The 16955-nt window shown below is 71.0% G+C and carries 22 protein-coding genes; 13 read left to right on the top strand and 9 right to left on the bottom strand.

The features are described 5' to 3' along the window. Window positions 1-156 precede the first annotated feature (156 nt). Window positions 157-1212 carry a UDP-N-acetylmuramate dehydrogenase gene (locus MUY22_RS14760; RefSeq protein ID WP_247060252.1) on the bottom strand — a complete coding sequence of 352 codons (1056 nt, stop codon included), beginning with the start codon at window positions 1210-1212 and terminating at the stop codon, window positions 157-159. Window positions 1213-1236: 24 nt separating this feature from the next. On the opposite strand from MUY22_RS14760, the gene MUY22_RS14755 reads away from it, so the two are divergent. The 5 genes from MUY22_RS14755 to purU all read left to right on the top strand — a co-directional run bounded on the left by MUY22_RS14755 (window position 1237) and on the right by purU (window position 4698). Continuing rightward, window positions 1237-1737: a DUF2505 domain-containing protein gene (locus MUY22_RS14755; RefSeq protein ID WP_247060251.1), complete on the top strand. Its 501-nt coding sequence runs from the start codon at window positions 1237-1239 to the stop codon at window positions 1735-1737. Further along, window positions 1716-2522: a class I SAM-dependent methyltransferase gene (locus tag MUY22_RS14750; RefSeq protein ID WP_247060250.1), complete on the top strand. Its 807-nt coding sequence runs from the start codon at window positions 1716-1718 to the stop codon at window positions 2520-2522. The genes MUY22_RS14755 and MUY22_RS14750 overlap by 22 nt, the downstream gene beginning before the upstream one ends. A 68-nt stretch (window positions 2523-2590) precedes the next feature. Continuing rightward, complete coding sequence (locus MUY22_RS14745; protein ID WP_247060249.1) at window positions 2591-3292, top strand: DedA family protein; 702 nt, start codon at window positions 2591-2593, stop codon at window positions 3290-3292. Then, entirely contained in the window at window positions 3189-3806 is a 618-nt protein-coding gene (locus MUY22_RS14740; RefSeq protein WP_247060248.1) for a maleylpyruvate isomerase family mycothiol-dependent enzyme, read from the top strand. Before MUY22_RS14745 ends, MUY22_RS14740 begins: the two co-directional genes overlap by 104 nt. A 25-nt stretch (window positions 3807-3831) precedes the next feature. Continuing rightward, complete coding sequence (gene purU, locus MUY22_RS14735; protein WP_247060247.1) at window positions 3832-4698, top strand: formyltetrahydrofolate deformylase; 867 nt, start codon at window positions 3832-3834, stop codon at window positions 4696-4698. 21 nt (window positions 4699-4719) lie between these two features. On the opposite strand, the gene MUY22_RS14730 is transcribed toward purU, so the two are convergent. After that, window positions 4720-5769 (bottom strand): NAD(P)-dependent alcohol dehydrogenase, encoded by a 1050-nt coding sequence (locus tag MUY22_RS14730; protein ID WP_247060246.1) that lies wholly within the window; start codon window positions 5767-5769, stop codon window positions 4720-4722. 100 nt (window positions 5770-5869) lie between these two features. On the opposite strand from MUY22_RS14730, the gene MUY22_RS14725 reads away from it, so the two are divergent. Genes MUY22_RS14725 through MUY22_RS14715 form a run of 3 tightly spaced genes read left to right on the top strand, consistent with a single transcriptional unit; the run spans window position 5870 to window position 7757 of the window. Further along, window positions 5870-6472, top strand: coding sequence for a TetR/AcrR family transcriptional regulator (locus MUY22_RS14725; protein WP_247060244.1), 603 nt, complete (start codon window positions 5870-5872; stop codon window positions 6470-6472). 9 nt (window positions 6473-6481) lie between these two features. Beyond that, window positions 6482-7111 carry a pyridoxamine 5'-phosphate oxidase family protein gene (locus MUY22_RS14720; protein ID WP_247060242.1) on the top strand — a complete coding sequence of 210 codons (630 nt, stop codon included), beginning with the start codon at window positions 6482-6484 and terminating at the stop codon, window positions 7109-7111. 4 nt (window positions 7112-7115) lie between these two features. Continuing rightward, complete coding sequence (locus MUY22_RS14715) at window positions 7116-7757, top strand: haloacid dehalogenase type II (protein ID WP_247060240.1); 642 nt, start codon at window positions 7116-7118, stop codon at window positions 7755-7757. Window positions 7758-7802: 45 nt separating this feature from the next. On the opposite strand, the gene MUY22_RS14710 is transcribed toward MUY22_RS14715, so the two are convergent. The 5 genes from MUY22_RS14710 to MUY22_RS14690 form a co-directional block, all read right to left on the bottom strand. Further along, complete coding sequence (locus MUY22_RS14710) at window positions 7803-8819, bottom strand: NADP-dependent oxidoreductase (protein ID WP_247060239.1); 1017 nt, start codon at window positions 8817-8819, stop codon at window positions 7803-7805. Between the two features lie 114 nt (window positions 8820-8933). Beyond that, window positions 8934-9368: an SRPBCC family protein gene (locus tag MUY22_RS14705; RefSeq protein WP_247060238.1), complete on the bottom strand. Its 435-nt coding sequence runs from the start codon at window positions 9366-9368 to the stop codon at window positions 8934-8936. A 51-nt stretch (window positions 9369-9419) separates the two neighbouring features. Continuing rightward, entirely contained in the window at window positions 9420-9776 is a 357-nt protein-coding gene (locus tag MUY22_RS14700; protein ID WP_247060237.1) for a DoxX family protein, read from the bottom strand. A gap of 22 nt (window positions 9777-9798) precedes the next feature. Beyond that, the gene (locus tag MUY22_RS14695; protein ID WP_247060236.1) at window positions 9799-10464 is read right to left on the bottom strand and encodes an NAD(P)-dependent oxidoreductase; all 666 of its coding nucleotides are present in this window, start codon (window positions 10462-10464) and stop codon (window positions 9799-9801) included. Beyond that, window positions 10461-11318 (bottom strand): NAD(P)H-binding protein, encoded by an 858-nt coding sequence (locus tag MUY22_RS14690; RefSeq protein ID WP_247060235.1) that lies wholly within the window; start codon window positions 11316-11318, stop codon window positions 10461-10463. Before MUY22_RS14690 ends, MUY22_RS14695 begins: the two co-directional genes overlap by 4 nt. Window positions 11319-11382: 64 nt before the next feature. On the opposite strand from MUY22_RS14690, the gene MUY22_RS14685 reads away from it, so the two are divergent. Both MUY22_RS14685 and MUY22_RS14680 read left to right on the top strand, forming a co-directional pair. Then, entirely contained in the window at window positions 11383-11880 is a 498-nt protein-coding gene (locus tag MUY22_RS14685; RefSeq protein ID WP_247060234.1) for a MarR family transcriptional regulator, read from the top strand. Window positions 11881-11909: 29 nt separating this feature from the next. Beyond that, complete coding sequence (locus tag MUY22_RS14680; protein ID WP_247060233.1) at window positions 11910-12695, top strand: class I SAM-dependent methyltransferase; 786 nt, start codon at window positions 11910-11912, stop codon at window positions 12693-12695. 39 nt (window positions 12696-12734) lie between these two features. Here the strand turns inward: MUY22_RS14680 and MUY22_RS14675 are convergent, their stop codons facing one another. Further along, window positions 12735-13658, bottom strand: coding sequence for an ABC transporter substrate-binding protein (locus tag MUY22_RS14675; RefSeq protein ID WP_247060232.1), 924 nt, complete (start codon window positions 13656-13658; stop codon window positions 12735-12737). Window positions 13659-13796: 138 nt separating this feature from the next. Here MUY22_RS14675 and MUY22_RS14670 point away from each other — a divergent pair, with 138 nt between their 5' ends. Then, a complete protein-coding gene (locus MUY22_RS14670) occupies window positions 13797-14495 on the top strand; it encodes an ABC transporter permease (RefSeq protein WP_247060230.1) in 699 nt (232 codons plus the stop codon). Then, a complete protein-coding gene (locus tag MUY22_RS14665; protein ID WP_247060229.1) occupies window positions 14492-15202 on the top strand; it encodes an ABC transporter permease in 711 nt (236 codons plus the stop codon). Before MUY22_RS14670 ends, MUY22_RS14665 begins: the two co-directional genes overlap by 4 nt. A 105-nt stretch (window positions 15203-15307) precedes the next feature. Here the strand turns inward: MUY22_RS14665 and MUY22_RS14660 are convergent, their stop codons facing one another. Beyond that, complete coding sequence (locus MUY22_RS14660) at window positions 15308-15871, bottom strand: cadmium resistance transporter (RefSeq protein WP_247060228.1); 564 nt, start codon at window positions 15869-15871, stop codon at window positions 15308-15310. Between the two features lie 60 nt (window positions 15872-15931). Here MUY22_RS14660 and MUY22_RS14655 point away from each other — a divergent pair, with 60 nt between their 5' ends. Then, complete coding sequence (locus MUY22_RS14655) at window positions 15932-16867, top strand: GNAT family N-acetyltransferase (RefSeq protein ID WP_247060227.1); 936 nt, start codon at window positions 15932-15934, stop codon at window positions 16865-16867. Window positions 16868-16955: the final 88 nt, after the last annotated feature.

Raw genomic sequence — 16955 nt, 5'->3', positions numbered from 1 at the left:
TTCCTCCCGAGTTCCCCCGCCGACCAGCGGTTCCACGCCCTTAGCGCTGGTGACCCGCCTGACGTTACCTGCCGAAAGGTAAAGACCATCCGTTCAGGTGGACGTCACCGTTGTCGACAAAGACGTCTGATACACGTCCAGGTTGCCCGTTTCGGCTCAAATGACGCAGTTGATCAAGAGCGGTTCGGGCCGCAGGCGGACGCCGAAGCGCTCGTGGACGCCGTCGCGGACCTCGCGGGCCAGCGTGAGCAGGTCCTCCGTCGTCGCGTCGCCGCGGTTGGTCAGCGCGAGCGTGTGCTTGGTCGACAGCGAGACGCGGTTCCCCGGCCCGGGGTACCCCTTGCCGAAGCCGGCGCGCTCGATCAGCCAGGCCGCGGACAGCTTGACGCCACCGTCGGCCGGGTACTGCGGCGCGGAGCCCTCGACGCTGGCCGCGATGCGGGCCAGCACCGCCTCGGCGTCGGCCGCCGGGACGATCGGGTTGGTGAAGAACGAGCCCGCGCTCCACGTGTCGTGGTCGGCCGGGTCGAGCACCATGCCCTTGCCGCGACGCAGCCCGAGGACGGCTTCGCGCGCGTCGGCGGCCGGCACGCGCGAGCCGATCTCGACGCCGAGCGTGCGCGCGAGCTCGGCGTAGCGGACCGGCGCGGAGAGGCCGTCTTCGCGGACCTCGAAGCGGACCGAGAGGACGACGCCGGTGTCGGTGCCCTTGAGGATGCTGGTGCGGTAGGCGAAGCCGAGCTCGTCGGCCTTGAGCGTGCGCACTTCGCGCGTCACGCGGTCGTACAGCTCCAGCGAGACGATCGACTCGGCGACCTCGCAGCCGTACGCGCCGACGTTCTGGATCGGCGTCGCGCCGACGCTGCCCGGGATGCCGGAGAGGCACTCGAGCCCGCCCAGGCCCGCCTCGACCAGGCCGGCGACGAAGGCGTCCCAGTTCTGCCCGGCTTCGACCTCGACGATCGCGCCGTCACGCCGCCAGCCGGTGTTGGCCACCTCGACGACCGCGCCGTCGAACCCCGCGTCGCCGACCACCAGGTTGGAGCCGCCGCCGAGCAGCAGCACCGGCTCGCCCGCCGCGTCGGCCTCGCGGACCGCCGCGACGAGATCTTCGCTGGTCACGGCACTGACGAACCGGCGGGCCGGGCCGCCGAGGCGCAGCGTGGTGTACGCCGAGAGCTTCGGGAGTGCGGGAGTACGGGCGGTGTTCACGCGTCTGACGGTACTGTCCGGCCCATGGGATCCCGGATCGAGCACCGTGCTGACTTCGCCGCCGATGTCGCCGCCGTGTACCCCGCGGTGGCCGGGGAAGAAGCACTGCGGGCGCGCCTGGACGAGCTCGGCGGCCACGGCGCGGCGCTGCTCGCGTACGAGGTCTCCGAGAAGGGCCTGCGCTACCAGCTGCGGCAGGGCATCAGCGCCGACAAGCTGCCGCAGGCCGTCCGGACGCTCCACAAGGGCGACCTGATCGTGACCCGCACACAGATCTGGCAGCCGTCCGGCGCGGAGTACCAGGGCAAGGCGTCGGTCGAGGTCGGCGGCGTCCCGGGTGAGATCAAGGCGCGGACGGCGCTGCTGGCCGACGGCGGCAAGACGGCGCTGCGGACGAGCGGCGAGGTGGTCGTGCGGATCCCGCTGTTCGGCGCGAAGCTGGAGAGCGTGATCGCCGAACAAGTCACCAAACTGCTGGACCGCGAAGCCGAATTCTCCGCGAAGTGGCTGGCCGACGCCGCCTGAGCCCGGTCGGCGCGCCGACCAGAGGAACGACCAACCCCAACCGCCTGCGCCGGGTCGACCGGTGGATCGCCACCGCGCCGCCGACGACCCGCTTGCTGCGCGCGGCCGGCTCACCCCTGGTCGTCGACCTCGGGTACGGCGCGTCCCCGGTGACCACCGTGGAGCTGGCCCGCTGGCTGCGCCGGGTCCGCCCCGACGTCCGGGTGCTGGGCCTGGAGCTGGACGCCGCGCGGGTGGCCTTCGCGCAGTCCGCGGCGTCGCCGCCCTGGCTTTCGTTCCGGCGCGGCGGGTTCGAGCTGGCCGGCACGCGCCCGGTGCTCGTCCGGGCGTTCAACGTGCTGCGCCAGTACGCGGAGCACGAGGTCGCGGGCGCGTGGCAGCTGATGCTGGAGTCGATGCCCCCTGAAGGGCTCCTGGTCGAAGGCACGTGCGACGAGATCGGCCGCCTGTCGACGTGGGTCCTGGTGTCCCGCGACGGCCCGGTCTCGCTGACGCTGTCGGTCCGGCTCGCGGGCCTGGACCGGCCGTCGACGGTGGCCGAGCGGCTGCCGAAGGCGCTGATCCACCGGAACGTCCCCGGCGAGCGCGTCCACGAGCTGCTGGCCACACTGGACGCTTGCTGGGCGGCCGCGGCCCCGCACCAGGCGTTCGGCGCCCGCTCCCGCTGGCTGGAGACGGTGCGGCTGCTGGGTTCCCGCGGCTGGCCGGTGCTGGGCCCGCCGGGGCGCATCCGGCTCGGCGAGCTGACCGTGCCGTGGGCCGCCGTCGCCCCGGTCGCCCCGTAGATCCGCTGTTCACCGGCCGCACCCCGCTGCGTCACCCGTAGGTGACCTGCGGTGATCACCATGAAGCCGTGGAACTCCTGGGGCACGTCACCGAGCTGCTGCGCGGCGCGCTGGGCTCGCCGTGGCTGTGGGTGCTCGTCTTCGCCGTGTCCGGGTTGGACGCGCTGCTGCCGTTCATGCCGAGCGAGACGACCGTCGTCACCGTCGCCGTCCTGTTCGGGCCGGATCCGGCGCAGCTGGCGCTGCTCGCCGCCGTCGCCGCCGGCGGCGCGTGGACCGGCGACTGCCTCGGGTACGCCGTCGGGCGCACCGCCGGGCCGCGGGCGCTCGCGCTGCTGCGGCGCGGGCCGGCCGGGCCGCGCCGGTACGAGTGGGCGCGGGACCAGGTGCGCCACCACGGCGGCCTGCTGATCATCGCCGCCCGCTACCTGCCCGGCGGCCGCGTCGCCAGCGCGCTCGCGAACGGCAGCCTCGGCTACCCGCTCCCCCGGTTCGTGCTGGTGGACGCGGCGGGCGCGGCGATCTGGGCGGTCTACAGCGTCCTGATCGGCCTGGCCGGCGGGGCCGCGTTCGCCGGCGAACCGGTGAAGGGCCTGTTGCTGTCCTTCGGCCTCGGGCTCGCGCTGGTGCTCGCGATCGAAGGCGGGCGGCGGCTACGGTCGGCGCATGCGGGAAGCGATCGACATCCACGCGGACGCGCTGAAACGAGCGGCGCTGGCAGCCGGGCCGACGGCGCCGGTCCGGAACTGTCCGAAGTGGACTGTTCATGACCTGGTGGCGCACATCGGGTTCGTGCACGGCCTCGCCGTCAGCCTGGCGGTGAACCGGCCGGTGCGGCCGGTGCCACCTTCAGGCTGGGACGACCTCCTGGGGTGGTGGGACGGCCACCGCCTGGCGCTGCGCGAAGCCTTCGGCCAGGATCCGGAAACCCCGGCGTTCTCGCCGTACCCGGGCTTCGACGTGACGGTCGGCGACTGGACGCGGCGGATGGCCCACGAGACGGCGATCCACCGCCTCGACGCCGAATCCGCCCTGGCCGACGTCCCACCGACGCGCTTCTCACCGGAGTTCGCGAACGACGGCATCGACGAGTACCTGACGTTCCTCACGCCGCGCCGCGGCATCACGCCCGACGTGCGCGTCGCGACGCCGGAGCGCACGTGGACGTTCGGGGCACCGAACGCCGAGGTCTCCGGCGCCGCCGACGACGTCTACCGCGCGCTGTGGGGGCGCCCGCACCAGGCGTCCGTCACCGGTGACCTCGCACCACTGGCGGCCCCCTGAACGGCGGCGGGGGACACTGTCCGGCGTGACCGCTCCCGAACGCCGCTACGTCATCACCTTCGGCTGCCCCGACCGCACCGGCATCATCGCCCGGATCTCCGGGTTCCTCGCCGAGCACGGCGGCTGGATCGTCGAAGCGGCCTACCACACCGATCCGGACACCGGCTGGTTCTTCACCCGCCAGGTCGTCCGCGCGGACTCGCTGCCGTTCGACGCGACCGGGCTGCGGGCCCGGTTCGCCGAGGTGGCCGCGGACCTGTCCGCGGAGTCGAGCTGGCAGGTCAGCGACACCGGCGAACGGCGCCGCGCGGTCGTGCTGGTGTCGAAGGCCGGGCACTGCCTCTACGACCTGCTCGGCCGCGTCGCGTCCGGCGAGCTCGACGTCGACGTCGCCGCGGTGATCGGCAACCACGAGTCGCTCGCCGGCATCACCCGCGCGCACGGGATCCCGTTCCACCACGTGCCGTTCCCAGCCGGCGGCAAGGCCGAGGCGTTCGAAGAGGTCCGCAAGCTCGTCGACGAGCACGACCCGCACGCGGTGGTGCTGGCCCGGTTCATGCAGATCCTGCCCGCCGGCCTGTGCCGCGCGTGGGCCGGCCGGGCGATCAACATCCACCACAGCTTCCTGCCGTCGTTCGTCGGCGCGAAGCCGTACCACCAGGCGCACACGCGCGGGGTGAAGCTGGTCGGCGCGACCTGCCACTACGTCACCGCGGACCTCGACGCGGGCCCGATCATCGACCAGGACGTGATCCGCGTCGACCACGGCGACTCGGTCGAGGACATGGTCCGCAAGGGCCGCGACATCGAGAAGGTCACCCTCGCCCGCGGCCTGCGCTGGCACCTGGAGAACCGGGTCCTGGTGCACGGCAACCGCACCGTGGTGTTCTGACGCGGTTGCCGTGCAGCATCCTCACGCCTCGATGGTCGAGGTGTCGATGACGAACCGGTAGCGCACGTCGGAGTTCTCGACGCGCTCGTAGGCCTCGTTGACCTTGCCGGCCGGGATGACCTCGATCTCGGCGCCGATGTGGTGCTCGGCGCAGAAGTCGAGCATCTCCTGGGTCTCGGCGATGCCGCCGATCATCGAGCCGGCCAGCACCTTGTTGCCGCCCAGCAGCGAGAAGGCGTTGTAGTTCAGCGGCTCGCCGGGCGCGCCGACGTTGACCATCGCGCCGCCGACCTTGAGCAGGCCGAGGTAGGCGTCGATCGGCAGCTTGGCCGACACGGTGTTGAGGATGACGTCGAACTTGCCCTTGAGGACGTCGAACGTCGCCTCGTCACTGGTCGCGTAGTAGTCGGTCGCGCCGAGCTTGAGCCCGTCCTCCTGCTTCTTGAGGCTCTGGCTCAGCACGGTCACCTCGGCGCCCATCGCGGCGGCGATCTTGACACCCATGTGCCCGAGCCCGCCGAGGCCGATCACGGCGACCTTCTTGCCGGGGCCGGCGCCCCAGTGGCGCAGCGGCGAGTAGGTGGTGATGCCCGCGCACAGCAGCGGCGCGGCCACGTCGAGGTCGATGCCTTCCGGGATGCCGCAGACGAAGGCGTCCTTCACGACGATCTGCTGGCTGTAGCCGCCGTAGGTGTTCTCGCCGTCGAAGCCGACGCCGTTGTACGTCTGGACGTTGCCCTTGACGCAGAACTGCTCGGTCCCGGCCTGGCAGTACTCGCACTCGCCGCAGGAGTCGACCATGCAGCCGACGCCGACGCGGTCGCCGACCTGGTACTTGGTGACGTCCGGGCCGACCGCGGCGACCACGCCGGCGATCTCGTGGCCCGGGACCATCGGGAAGATCGCCTGCCCCCAGTCTTCCTTCGCCTGGTGGAGGTCGCTGTGGCAGATGCCGGCGAAGGCGATGTCGATCAGCACGTCGTTCGGACGCAGGTCACGGCGTTCGATCGTGGTCGGCGCGAGCGGCGCGCCCGGCGCCGGTGCGGCGATCGCGTGCGTGGTCGTGCTCATGAAACCCTCCAAAAGAAGTACCGTGTGAACGAGAGCCTCCGTAAGAGGCCTCTTACATGGACCTACGTAAGAGGGCTCTTACATATTCCGAACGGAAGATGTGAGCCACGTCATGGGCGGCAAGTACCACCACGGTGACCTGCGAGGCGAGCTCGTGCGCGTCTCCCTGGACCTGATCGCCGAGCAGGGCCTCGCCGGGTTCTCGGTGGCCCAGGTGGCGAAGCGGGCGCAGGTCAGCCCCGGCGCGCCGTACCGCCACTTCGCGACGCGGGAGAGCCTGCTGGCCGAGGTCGCGTGCCACGTCGCCTGCCAGCTCGCCGAGCGCGTCACCGCGGCGGCCGCCGCCCACGACGACCCGGTGGCCGCCCTGGCCGCGGCGGCCGGCGCCTACACGCGCTACCTGATCGAGCGGCGAGCCGGGATGAACGTCATCTACGCCGACGGCCTCCAGGGCCCGGACCACGCGGAGCTGCACGAGCAGACCCGGCGGCTGACCGACCAGTTCCTGATGCTGTGCCTGACGGTCGCCCCCGACCCGGGCACGGCGCTGGAGCTGATGGAGCAGCTGTTCACCCAGGCCCACGGCTACGGCACGTTCCAGCTCGACGGCATCTTCGTGAAGCACGGGTACTCGGTGGACCAGGTCGTGGCGAAGTCCACGGAAGCGGCTCGGATCGCGATCACCGGCCGGACTCTCGGCTAGCTTGGGGTGATGGGGAGCATCATCGGCAGCCACATCGACAGCCACGAGGCGTTGCGGGAGCTGGTCGGCGAGTCGTCGCCGACGACCCGGCAGAAGGTCCTCGACCACATCGACGACCACGCGCGCACCCTGATCGCGCATTCGCCGTTCGTCCTGCTGGCGACGTCGGCACCGGACGGCAGCTGCGACGTCTCACCCCGCGGCGACCCGGCGGGTTCGGTGCTGGTGCTCGACGACCGGACGCTGGTGCTCGCGGACCGGCCCGGCAACAAGCTCGTCGACAGCTTCCGCAACATCGTCGACAACCCGCACGCGGGCCTGTTGTTCCTGGTACCGGGCATGAACGAGACGCTGCGCGTCAACGGCCGGGCGACCCTGGTGTCGGACGCGCCGTACTTCGACGACCTGGTGGTCAAGGGCAAGCGCCCGCGGCTCGCGGTGGTCGTCGAGGTCGAAGAGCTGTTCATGCACTGCGCGAAGGCGTTCCTGCGGTCTTCGCTGTGGAAGCCGGAGACCTGGCCGGAACGCTCGACGCTGCCGTCCCTGGGCACGATCCTGCGCGACCAGCTGTCCTTGCCGGTTTCGGTGGAAGAGCTGGACGCGAGACTCAACGAAGGGTCCCGGACCAAGCAATACTGACCCCATGCTGTGCGTCTTCGACGTCAACGAGACCCTGCTCGACCTCGCCGCGCTCGACGAGACCATCGGGAGCCCCGAACTCCGGCGCGAGTGGTTCGGGCTGGCCATTCACACCGTGCTGACCGTGACGGCCTCGGGTGGCTACCGCGACTTCGCGGGCATCGCCGGCCAGGCCGCCGTCGAGGTCGCCGCCCGCCACGGCCGCGAGCTGACGCCCGGCCAGCTCACCGCGATCGGCGACGGCCTGCGTTCGCTCCCGGCCCACCCGGACGTCGCCGAGGGCCTGACGAAGCTGCGCGAAGCGGGCCACGACGTCGTCGCGCTGACGAACTCCCCGCTCGCCACGGCCGAGGCGCAGCTGCAGAACTCCGGGCTGGCGCCGCTGCTCGACCGGATCTTCTCGGCCGAGCAGGCGGGCCGCCTCAAGCCGGCACCGGAGCCGTACCGGCAGGTCCTCGACGCGTATTCGCTTCAGCCGCGCGACGCGGTGATGATCGCCGCGCACGACTGGGACATCGCGGGCGCGCAGGCCGCGGGCCTGCGGACGGCATTGCTCACCCGCCCCGGCGTCCGCCCGCTGCCCGGCTCGCCCGCGCCCACCTACACGGCGTCGACCCTGCCGGAACTGGCCGCACTGCTGGGTTAGCTGCACCGACCCCCGGCCGGCCGGGGTCGGGCCCCGCCCCGCCGGTTACTCCGCGATCCGGACCAGCATCTTGCCGGTGTTGGCCCCGGACAGCAGGCCCAGGAACGCCTCCGGCGCGTTGCGGATGCCGTCGACGAAGGTCTCCGAGTACTTGATCTGCCCGGACGTCACCAGCGGCGCGATCTCGCTGACGAACTGCTGCTGCAGGCCCCAGTGGTCGATCACCAGCAGGCCGCGGATGGTGATCCGCTTGGCGATGATCTGCGAGAGGTTGCGCGGTGCCGGCGTCGGCTCGGTGGCGTTGTACTGCGAGATCATCCCGCAGACGGCGATCCGGCCGTGCAGCGTGATCGCGTCGATCGCGGCCTCGAGGTGCTCGCCGCCGACGTTGTCGAAGTAGACGTCGATGCCCTCCGGCGCGGCCTGGTGCAGCTGCTCCGCGACCGGGCCGTCCTTGTAGTTGAAGGCGGCGTCGAACCCGAGGTCGTCGATCAGGTGGCGGACCTTCTCCGCCGACCCGGCCGAGCCGATGACGCGCTTGGCACCCTTGAGCTTCGCGAGCTGGCCGACCAGCGACCCGACGGCGCCGGCCGCGCCGGACACGAACACGGTGTCGCCCGGCTTGAACTCGGCGGACTCCAGCAGGCCCGCGTACGCGGTCAGGCCCGGCATGCCGAGCACGCCGAGGTAGGTCGACAGCGGCGCGGCGGACGCGTCCACCTTCACGAACCGCTTCGCGTCGAGCACGGCGTGGGTGCGCCAGCCGGCCTGGTGCAGCACGTGCTCACCCGGCTTCACGTCGTCGACGTTCGATTCGACGACCTCGCCGACCGCACCGCCGTACATCACCTCGCCGACCGCGAAGGGCGGCGCGTACGACTTCACGTCGCGCATGCGCCCGCGCATCGCCGGGTCGACGCTCATGATCAGGTTGCGCACCAGGATCTGGCCCTCGCCCGGGCTCGGGATCTCGGTGTCCACGATGGCGAAGTTCTCGTCCGTGGGGACACCGTGCGGGCGGGAAGCGAGCCGGATCTCGGTCGCCTGGGCGGGTGCGTTCACCGTCGAACTCCTAAGGTCGAGACGTCAAGCGGGGCAGGCGCCCCGGATTCTCCCGGTACAACCGGCCAAGCGGGGCGAACATTCCGATGGTGACCGGTCACACCCCGCTCACCGTCACACGATTTCGGCGAGCTTGCCGAGGACGCCGTCGTAGATCTTCTTGAGCCCGCCCGGTGCGAACGTCTTCTCGAAGAACCCGCCGACGCCGCCCGCGCCGTCCCAGCTCGTCTCGATCCGGACCAGGCTCTTCTCACCGGCCTCGCTGACGGTCCAGGTGGTGACCATGCTGGAGTTCGCGTCGGTCTCGACCAGGGTGCCGGGCTTCGGCTCGCTGACGGTGGCCTTGACGTCGCGCACGCGCTTGGAGGTCGCCTGCAGCTTCCAGCCGGCCTTGGTCCCGGCGCCGACGCCGCCCTCGGTCACCTCGTAGTCGCGGTAGTGCTCGGTGAGCAGCTTCGGGCGCGTTTCGGCGTAGTCCGCGACGAGCGCGCGCACCTTGTCGGCCGGGGCGTCGATCGTCCGCTCCGCGGTGGCCGTGACCTTTCCCATCTCACTCCTTCTCCGAGGTACCGGCTCCGAGGCACCGGTTTCGCGTCGACCCTAGACCGCGAGCGCGAGCCCCAGGGCGGCGGCGTTCACCGCGAGAAAGCCGTTCGCCAGGCCGAACTGAGCGGAGTAGTCACGCACCCGGACGTGCGTGTAGAGCGCGCAGACGAAGAACAGCACCAGCCCGGCCGCCGCGGCCGCCCCGACAGGCGGCCACACCACCACCCCCGCCAGCAGACCCAGCGCACCGGCCGTTTTGAGCGTGCCGATGGGAAAGGTCAGCCACGACTCCGGCACCCCGGCGACGGCCATGCCCGGCAGGATCGGCTTGAAGTGCACCAGAGCCGCGACGCCGGAGAAGCCGTTGAGCGCCACGGCGACCAGCGAGACGACCAGGAACGCAGTGGTCATCGAACTCCCTTCAGTAGACGACTCAGTAGGCGACCGCGACGGAGTGCCGCACGGTCTCGGGCATCCCGAGCGCACGCAGCGCGAAGTGCGCCGCATCCGCCCGCGCGATCCGGAAGCCACCGCGGACGCTCTGTTCGTACGCGATCCGGTAGTGCCCGGTGGGCGGATTGTCGGTCAGCAGCGGGAGCTGCACCGACGTCCAGTCGAGGCCGCTCACCCGCAGCTCGTGCTCCATCAAGGCGACGTCCTCGTAGTGCTTCCGCAACCGCAGGTTCGCTAGCGGCGAGAGCACGGTCCGCGTGAAGAACCCGATTCCCGGATCCCGCTTCGGCGGGTCCGGCCGGCTCGGCGTCGGGATCGTCGAGATGCCGGCGACGCTCACGACGACCAGGCGCCGCACCCCCGCCACTCCCATCGCCTCGACGATGGCGCGGGTCCCGCTCGACACGACGCCGTACTCATCGTGGTGTCGCGGTCCCAAAGCCGAGACCACGGCGTCACGACCGTCCACTGCGGACTTGAGCACCACCGGATCCGGCGCGGTCAGGTCCGCCTTGACGATGCGGACGGGCGCGGTGACGGCGTCCGGGTTCCGCACCACGGCCGTGACCTCGTGCCCGGCGGCGAGCGCCTGGCCGAGCACGTGCGCACCGGTCCGCCCGGACGCGGCGAAGAGCGTCAGCCTCATCTCGGCGCTCCGAAGTCGGTGGCGTGTTCGGCCGCCCACTCGGCGAAGGTGCGCGCCGGGCGGCCCAGGATCTTCTCGACCTCCGGCGTCGGCGGGAACTGCGGCCGCGCGGCGTGGGCGGCGTAGCGGGCCATCATCGCCGTGACGAACGGCTCTGGCAACCCGTTGGCCAACATGCCTTTCGCCGCGGCGGGAGCCGGAATCTCCTGGAACCGCAACGGTCTTCCGAGCGCCACGCCGATCTGCCGGACCATTTCTTCGTGGGACAGCGATTCCGGGCCGGTGAGGTCGACGCGCCGGCCGAGCAGGTCGTCACCCAGGAACGCTTGGCCGAGGACGTCGACCAGGTCGCGTTCGTGGAGCGGCGATTCCTCGAAGCCGGCGTAGACGTAGCGGACGTCGTCACCGGCGCGGATCTGGCCGCCCCACGCGGTGAGGGCGTTGAGCGCGAAGGAGCTGGGCCGCAGGCTGACCCACTCCAGGCCGCTCGCGGCGGCCGCGTCGTCGACCTCCTTGTTGCGGTCGCCGCGGAACCGCGACGGCTGCGCGTCGGGCCGGTCGTCCACATTGGCCGCGGCGAGCGCGACCACCCGGCGGACACCCAGCTCCCGAGCCAGCGCGACGACGTCGTACGCGGCGTCGCCGACCGCGCGCGAGTGCAGGAAGAGCGCGTCGGCGCCGCGCAGCGCGTTCTCGAGGGTCGCCGGCTGTTGCGGGTCGCCTTCGACGACCTCGACGCCGGGAGGAAATCCCGCGTTGTGCGGCGTGCGCGTGACGACGCGGACGCCGTGGTCCTCGAGTTCGGTGGCGAGCAGGCGGCCGACCAGCCCGGTCGCCCCGGTGAGCACGATCATGGTGAATCCCTTCCCCCGGGTTACGCTTGTGCCTGATATCCAGATGATACGAGGAGCATATCATATGAATTCCGTACCCGGTGACGGGGTCGACGCCGCCCGCCGTCGGCGGCGGTCGACCGCGGCGGTGAAAGAAGCGCTACGCGAGCTGCGCAACCAGCTTTCGTTGCTGAACCACCAGGTCAGCGGCCGTCTGGCGATCAAGGACGTCGATCTGGACTGCCTCGAGCTGATCTCCCGCAACGGCCCGCTGAGCCCGAGCTCGCTCGCCCGCAACGCGGGCCTGCACCCGGCGACGATGACCGGCATCCTCGACCGCCTCCAGAAGGGCGGCTGGATCGTCCGGGAACGCGACCCGGAGGCGACCGACCGGCGCGCGATCGCCGTGCGCGCGGTCCGCGGCCGCAACGCCGAGCTGTTCCGGCTGTATTCGGGCATGAACGGCGCGCTCGACGAGATCTGCGACGAGTACAGCGAAGCCGAACTGGACCTGATCAGCGACTTCCTCCGCCGCGCGAGGGCAGCGGGCGGCGCCGCGACGCATGATCTGGCCCACAGCTGACCTGGGCTTTTGTGTGTTCTACTCACACCGTGGCGGGAGACATGTGGGTGGCCGGAGACGCGTACGAGGCCTACATCGGGCGCTGGAGCCGGCGGATCGCGGAGACGTTCGTCCGGCGGCTCGACGCCCCGGCGAGCGGCCGCTGGCTCGACGTCGGCTGCGGCACCGGCGCGCTGACGTCGGCCGTGCTGGCCGCGGCCGACCCCGCGGAAGTCGTCGGCGTCGATCCGTCCGAGCAGTTCCTGGAGACCGCCCGCGCCGGCGTCACCGACCCGCGCGCGACGTTCCAGATCGCCGACGCGCGTTCGCTGCCGTTCGAAGACGACCGCTTCGACGTCGTCGTGACCGGGCTGGTCCTCAACTTCGTCCCCGAGCCGGCGCGGGCCGCCGCGGAGATCGCGCGGGTGACGGCGCCGGGCGGCGTGGCCGCCGCGTACGTCTGGGACCTCGCCGAGGGCATGCAGCTGATCCGGCACTTCTGGGAGGCCGCCGCCGAGCTCGACCCGGCGGTGCCCGACGAGGGCCGCCGCTTCCCGCTGTGCCGCCCGGAACCGCTCGGCCGCCTGTGGACCGAGGCGGGCTTCCACGCGGTGTCCGTCGAGGAGATCAAGGTCCCGACCGTGTTCACGGGCTTCGACGACTACTGGACGCCGTTCCTGGGCGGCCAGGGCCCGGCGCCGACGTACCTCATGACGTTGCCCGAAGCCCGCCGCTCACAGGTCCGCGAACTGCTGCGCAGCCGCCTGCCGACGAACCCGGACGGCTCGATCCCGCTGTCGGCCCGCGCCTGGGTCGTCAGCGGAGTCCCCGCATGACGAAGGCCGCCCCTTCCGGGACGGCCTTCGTGCGGTGGGTCAGAGACCGGCCTGCGCCAGCCAGTCCTTCGCGACGTCTTCGGCCTTCTCGCCGTCGGAGTCGACGCGCTTGTTAAGGTCCCGCATGATGTCGGTCGTCAGCTTCGCGCTCACCGCGTTGACGGCGGTGGCGAAGTCGGCACCGCGCTCGTCGAGCACCTTCTTGTTCACCGCGGGCACGACGTTCTCAGTCGGCACGATGTTCAGGTCGTCCTTGAGCACGGTGTAGTTCGAGTCACCGGTCAGCGGGCTGACCGAGTCGACCGGGATCACCGTGACGGCCCCGGACTTGAGCTGCTCGACCCGCGGCCCGGCTTCCTGGATCGTCTGGAAGGTCGAGTTCGTCAGCTTGTAGACGTCCTTGAAGCCCTGGTAGCAAGGCAGGCGCTTCTCGCACTCGGGCGGGCCCGCCATGACGACCTTGTCCAGCTTCTTCAGGTCGCTGATCGAGGCGATGCCCTTTTCCTTGGCCAGGTCGGACTTGATGATGTAGGTGTTCTTGTCCTCGGCCGGGGCGAAGTTCAGCAGCGAGACACCGCTGGGCTCGAACAGCTTCGCGAGCTGGTCGTGCTCCTCCTGCGCCGTCTTCCCGGCGTCCTTGCCGAAGCCGGTCGTGATCGCCGCGCCCTGGTACTCCGGGATGAACTGCAGCTCACCGGACTTCAGGGACGGGTAGATCAGCTCGCGCGAGCCCAGGTTCAGCTTGCGCGTCACCGGGTAGCCCTTGGCCTCCAGCGCCTGCGCGTAGATCTCGGCCAGGATCTGGCTGTCGGTGAAGTTGAAGGACGCCACGACGATCGGCGCCCCACCCTTGCCCGGCGCGGCGGGCTTGTCACTGCTGTCGCTGCCACCCCCACAGGCGGCCAAACCGAGCGTCGCCGCGACGGCCACCGCCATCACGGACGCGTTCCGGAACCAGCGCACGAATCCCCACTCCCTCGTCACTCGAACAGACGAAAGGACCCTAGCCCTGTCCACCGACAAGGATCCACATGTTGGGAGAAAAGCGCCAGAATTCCCAGCCTGCGGAATTTCACCGCCCGATCGGGGTAGGGTCGGCCGGTGCATGTGACCGCGGTGACCCCGTTGGCCGCCGACAGCGGACCGCCGATCTTCCAGTGGCGCTGGATCGATCGCAACGCCGACGACATCGCCCAGCGCTTCGTCGAGCACATCTCGCTCACGGGCGCCGCGCTCGGCATCGGCCTGGTCGTCTCGATCGGGCTGGCGGTGCTGTCCTTGCGGTTCCGCTGGTCGTACGGCGTCATCCTGAGCACCGCGGGCGCGTTGTACGTGATCCCGAGCCTGGGCGCGTTCGCCGTGCTGGTGCCGTTCTTCGGGCTGACATTCGTGACCGCGATGATCCCGCTCGCGACGTACACGCTGCTCATCCTGATCAGGAACATCGTCACCGGCGTCGACCAGGTGCCCAACGAGGTCCGCGAGGCCGCGATCGGCATGGGCTACACACGTGGCCGGCTGTTGTGGCAGATCGAGCTGCCGCTGGCGCTCCCGGTGGTGATCGCCGGCCTGCGCGTCGCCGCCGTGACGACCATCGGCCTGGTCACGGTCACCTCGATGCTCGGACTGGGCGGCTTGGGTTACTTCATCCGCGCGGGCATCCAGACGGCGACTCCCAACCCGACGGAGATCATCGTCGGCGTCGGGCTGTCGGTGGTTCTCGCGGTGGTCGTGGATCTGCTGCTGTGGTTCAGCGAACGCCTGCTGGCACCCTGGACCCGGAAGGTGCGGGCGCGATGAGCTTCCTCGACCAGGTGAACGCCTGGCTGTCCGACCCGAACCGCTGGAGCTGGACGGACAAGGCGGGCATCCCCTACCGGACGCTCGAGCACCTCAGGTTCTCCCTCCTCGCGCTGGTGATCGCGGCGGTGCTGACGATCCCCGCGGCCCTGTGGCTCGCCCACTACCGCCGGGGCGCGTTCCTCGCGAGCAGCGCGGTCAACATCGGCCGCGCGATCCCGAGCTTCGGCTTGATCATCCTGTTCTGGTTCCTGGCCAGCCGCTGGGAGCTGGACACGACGTTCTGGCCGCTGCTGCTGGCCCTGGTCGCCCTGGCGATGCCACCGTTGTTCACCAACACGTACGCGGGCGTGGTGTCCCTGGAGCAGGAAACGGTCGACGCGGCCCGCGGCACGGGCTACCGCGAGTGGCAGATCATGCTCAAGCTGGAACTCCCACTGGCATCCCCGGTGATCCTGGCGGGCGCCCGGGTGTCGTTCCTCCAGCTGATCGCCACGGTCGCAATCGGCGCCATCGTCAACGACGGCGGCGGCTTGGGCCGCTACATAGTCGACGGCTTCGCCCTGGGAGCCCAGGGCTACGGCGAGATCTTCGCCGGCGGCCTGGCCGCGGTGGTCCTGGCCCTGGTGTGCGACGGCGTGTTCGCGTTGCTCACCCGCTTGGCAACACCGCGAGGCTTGGCCCTGCAGAACGCCCGCCGCGACTAGCACCCGGCCCGCCGGGCGGCGCTCCTCCCAGCCGGGTGGGGCCCTCCCCCTCCCCTCCCACCAACCACCTGTGCCGGAGTGGTCCTCGCCCTGACGTCGCGTCGGCTAGAACGCGCCGGTCAGGATCAGTACGCCGAGCGCGATCAGCACCACCGGCAGCACCACGTGCCCCCAGCGTGCGAGGGCTCGGGCGACGGTCGGCCGGGTCGCGAGGAAGCGGCCGATCACGCACCACAGCGCCACTCCCGCCAGGAACACCACGCCGTAGCCGGCCAGGCCCGCGGGTCCGGTCGTCGCGAACGCGGGGACGTACACGCCGATGTTGTCGCCGCCGTTGGCGAAGCACACCGCCGCGACTGCGAGCACGCCACTCGCCGGTGCCGGTTCGTCGTCGTCCCGGCGCCACGCCTGCCAAGCCGCGCGGATCCCGAGCAGCACCGGCAGCACGCCCAGCCACCGGACGGCACCGTCGGGCAGCAGCCCCGCCCCGAGCGCGCCCGCGACCGACGCGGCCAAGATCGCCGCGAAGCCGAGGAATTGCCCGGCCACGACCTTGAGCTCACCGCGACGTCCGGTCGCCTGGCCGAAGAACACCGCGAGCAGCACCAGGTCGTCGACGTTCGTCACGGCGAACATCGCGACCGCGCGCCCGATCAACCCGACGTCCACTCCTCACCCCTCCGGAAATCCGCTTGGCAGGAGCCGCCGCGGCACAGGACGATTCTGCCCATGCCTGCCGTCACGCGCCGCGCCTACACCGGTCCGGAGGACCTGCGGGCCATGCAGAGCCTGGCCCAGCGGATCTGGTCGCGGTCGAGTTCGGTGCACGTCGGGGATCTCGCGTGGCAGCGGTTCCAGCACGTGGGCCGCGAAGCCGAGTGGCCGACCGTACTGTGGGAAGCGGGTCGCGAAGTCGTCGCCTGGGGCTGGGTTTCGCTACCCGGCGGGCTGGCGCTGCTCGTCGATCCGGCGCGCCCCGAACTCGCGTCCGAGGTGCTCGGCTGGTTCGAGGACACCGCCACCACCGCCGAGCTCACTGTCACGGTGCTCGACGCCGAGAAGCATGTCATCGCCGCGTTGGAGCGAAGCGGTTACGCGCTTCCGGAGAGTTCCGTTCACCAGTCGTATATGTCTCGCCTCCTCGAAGATCTGCCGGAACCGGTGGTGCCCGGCGGGTTCACCGTCCGCCCGGTCGGTGCGGACGATCTGGCCCGGCGCGTGGCCGTGCATCGTGCGGTGTGGCACCCGTCGCGGGTGACCGAACCGAGCTACCGCAACGTGATGCGAGCCTGGCCGTACCGCGACCGCCTGGACTGGGTCGTGGAAGCACCCGACGGCCGGTTCGCCGCCCAGTGCCTGATCTGGCTCGACGACCGCAACGCCGTCGGCGAGCTGGAGCCCGTCGGAACTTTGCCGGAGTTCCGACGGCTGGGTCTGGCCCGCGCGGTGTGCCTCGCCGCAATGCACGCAGCGCGTGACGCCGGCGCTCGCGAAGCCGTGGTGTATCCCGTGATCGGTGATCCGAAGTCTCCAGCTGCCCTCCCGTTGTATCGCGATCTCGGCTTCAGCCCTTATGCGCGCACCCTCACCTTCACCCGGACCCGCCGTCGTATCCCTCCTTCCTCGGGGTCCGCGTCCCCGGAGGGCGCACACCAACGAACGTAGCGGCCGCGATGCGCGGCCTGTCCGATTCGGGGTCGGATCCGGGGCGGTTATCCACATCGGGATCGACCTGTGGACAACTCGGTGGATT

Source organism: Amycolatopsis sp. WQ 127309 (genome assembly GCF_023023025.1).
Classification (GTDB): domain Bacteria; phylum Actinomycetota; class Actinomycetes; order Mycobacteriales; family Pseudonocardiaceae; genus Amycolatopsis.
This window is presented reverse-complemented; position numbering and strand designations above follow the sequence as displayed.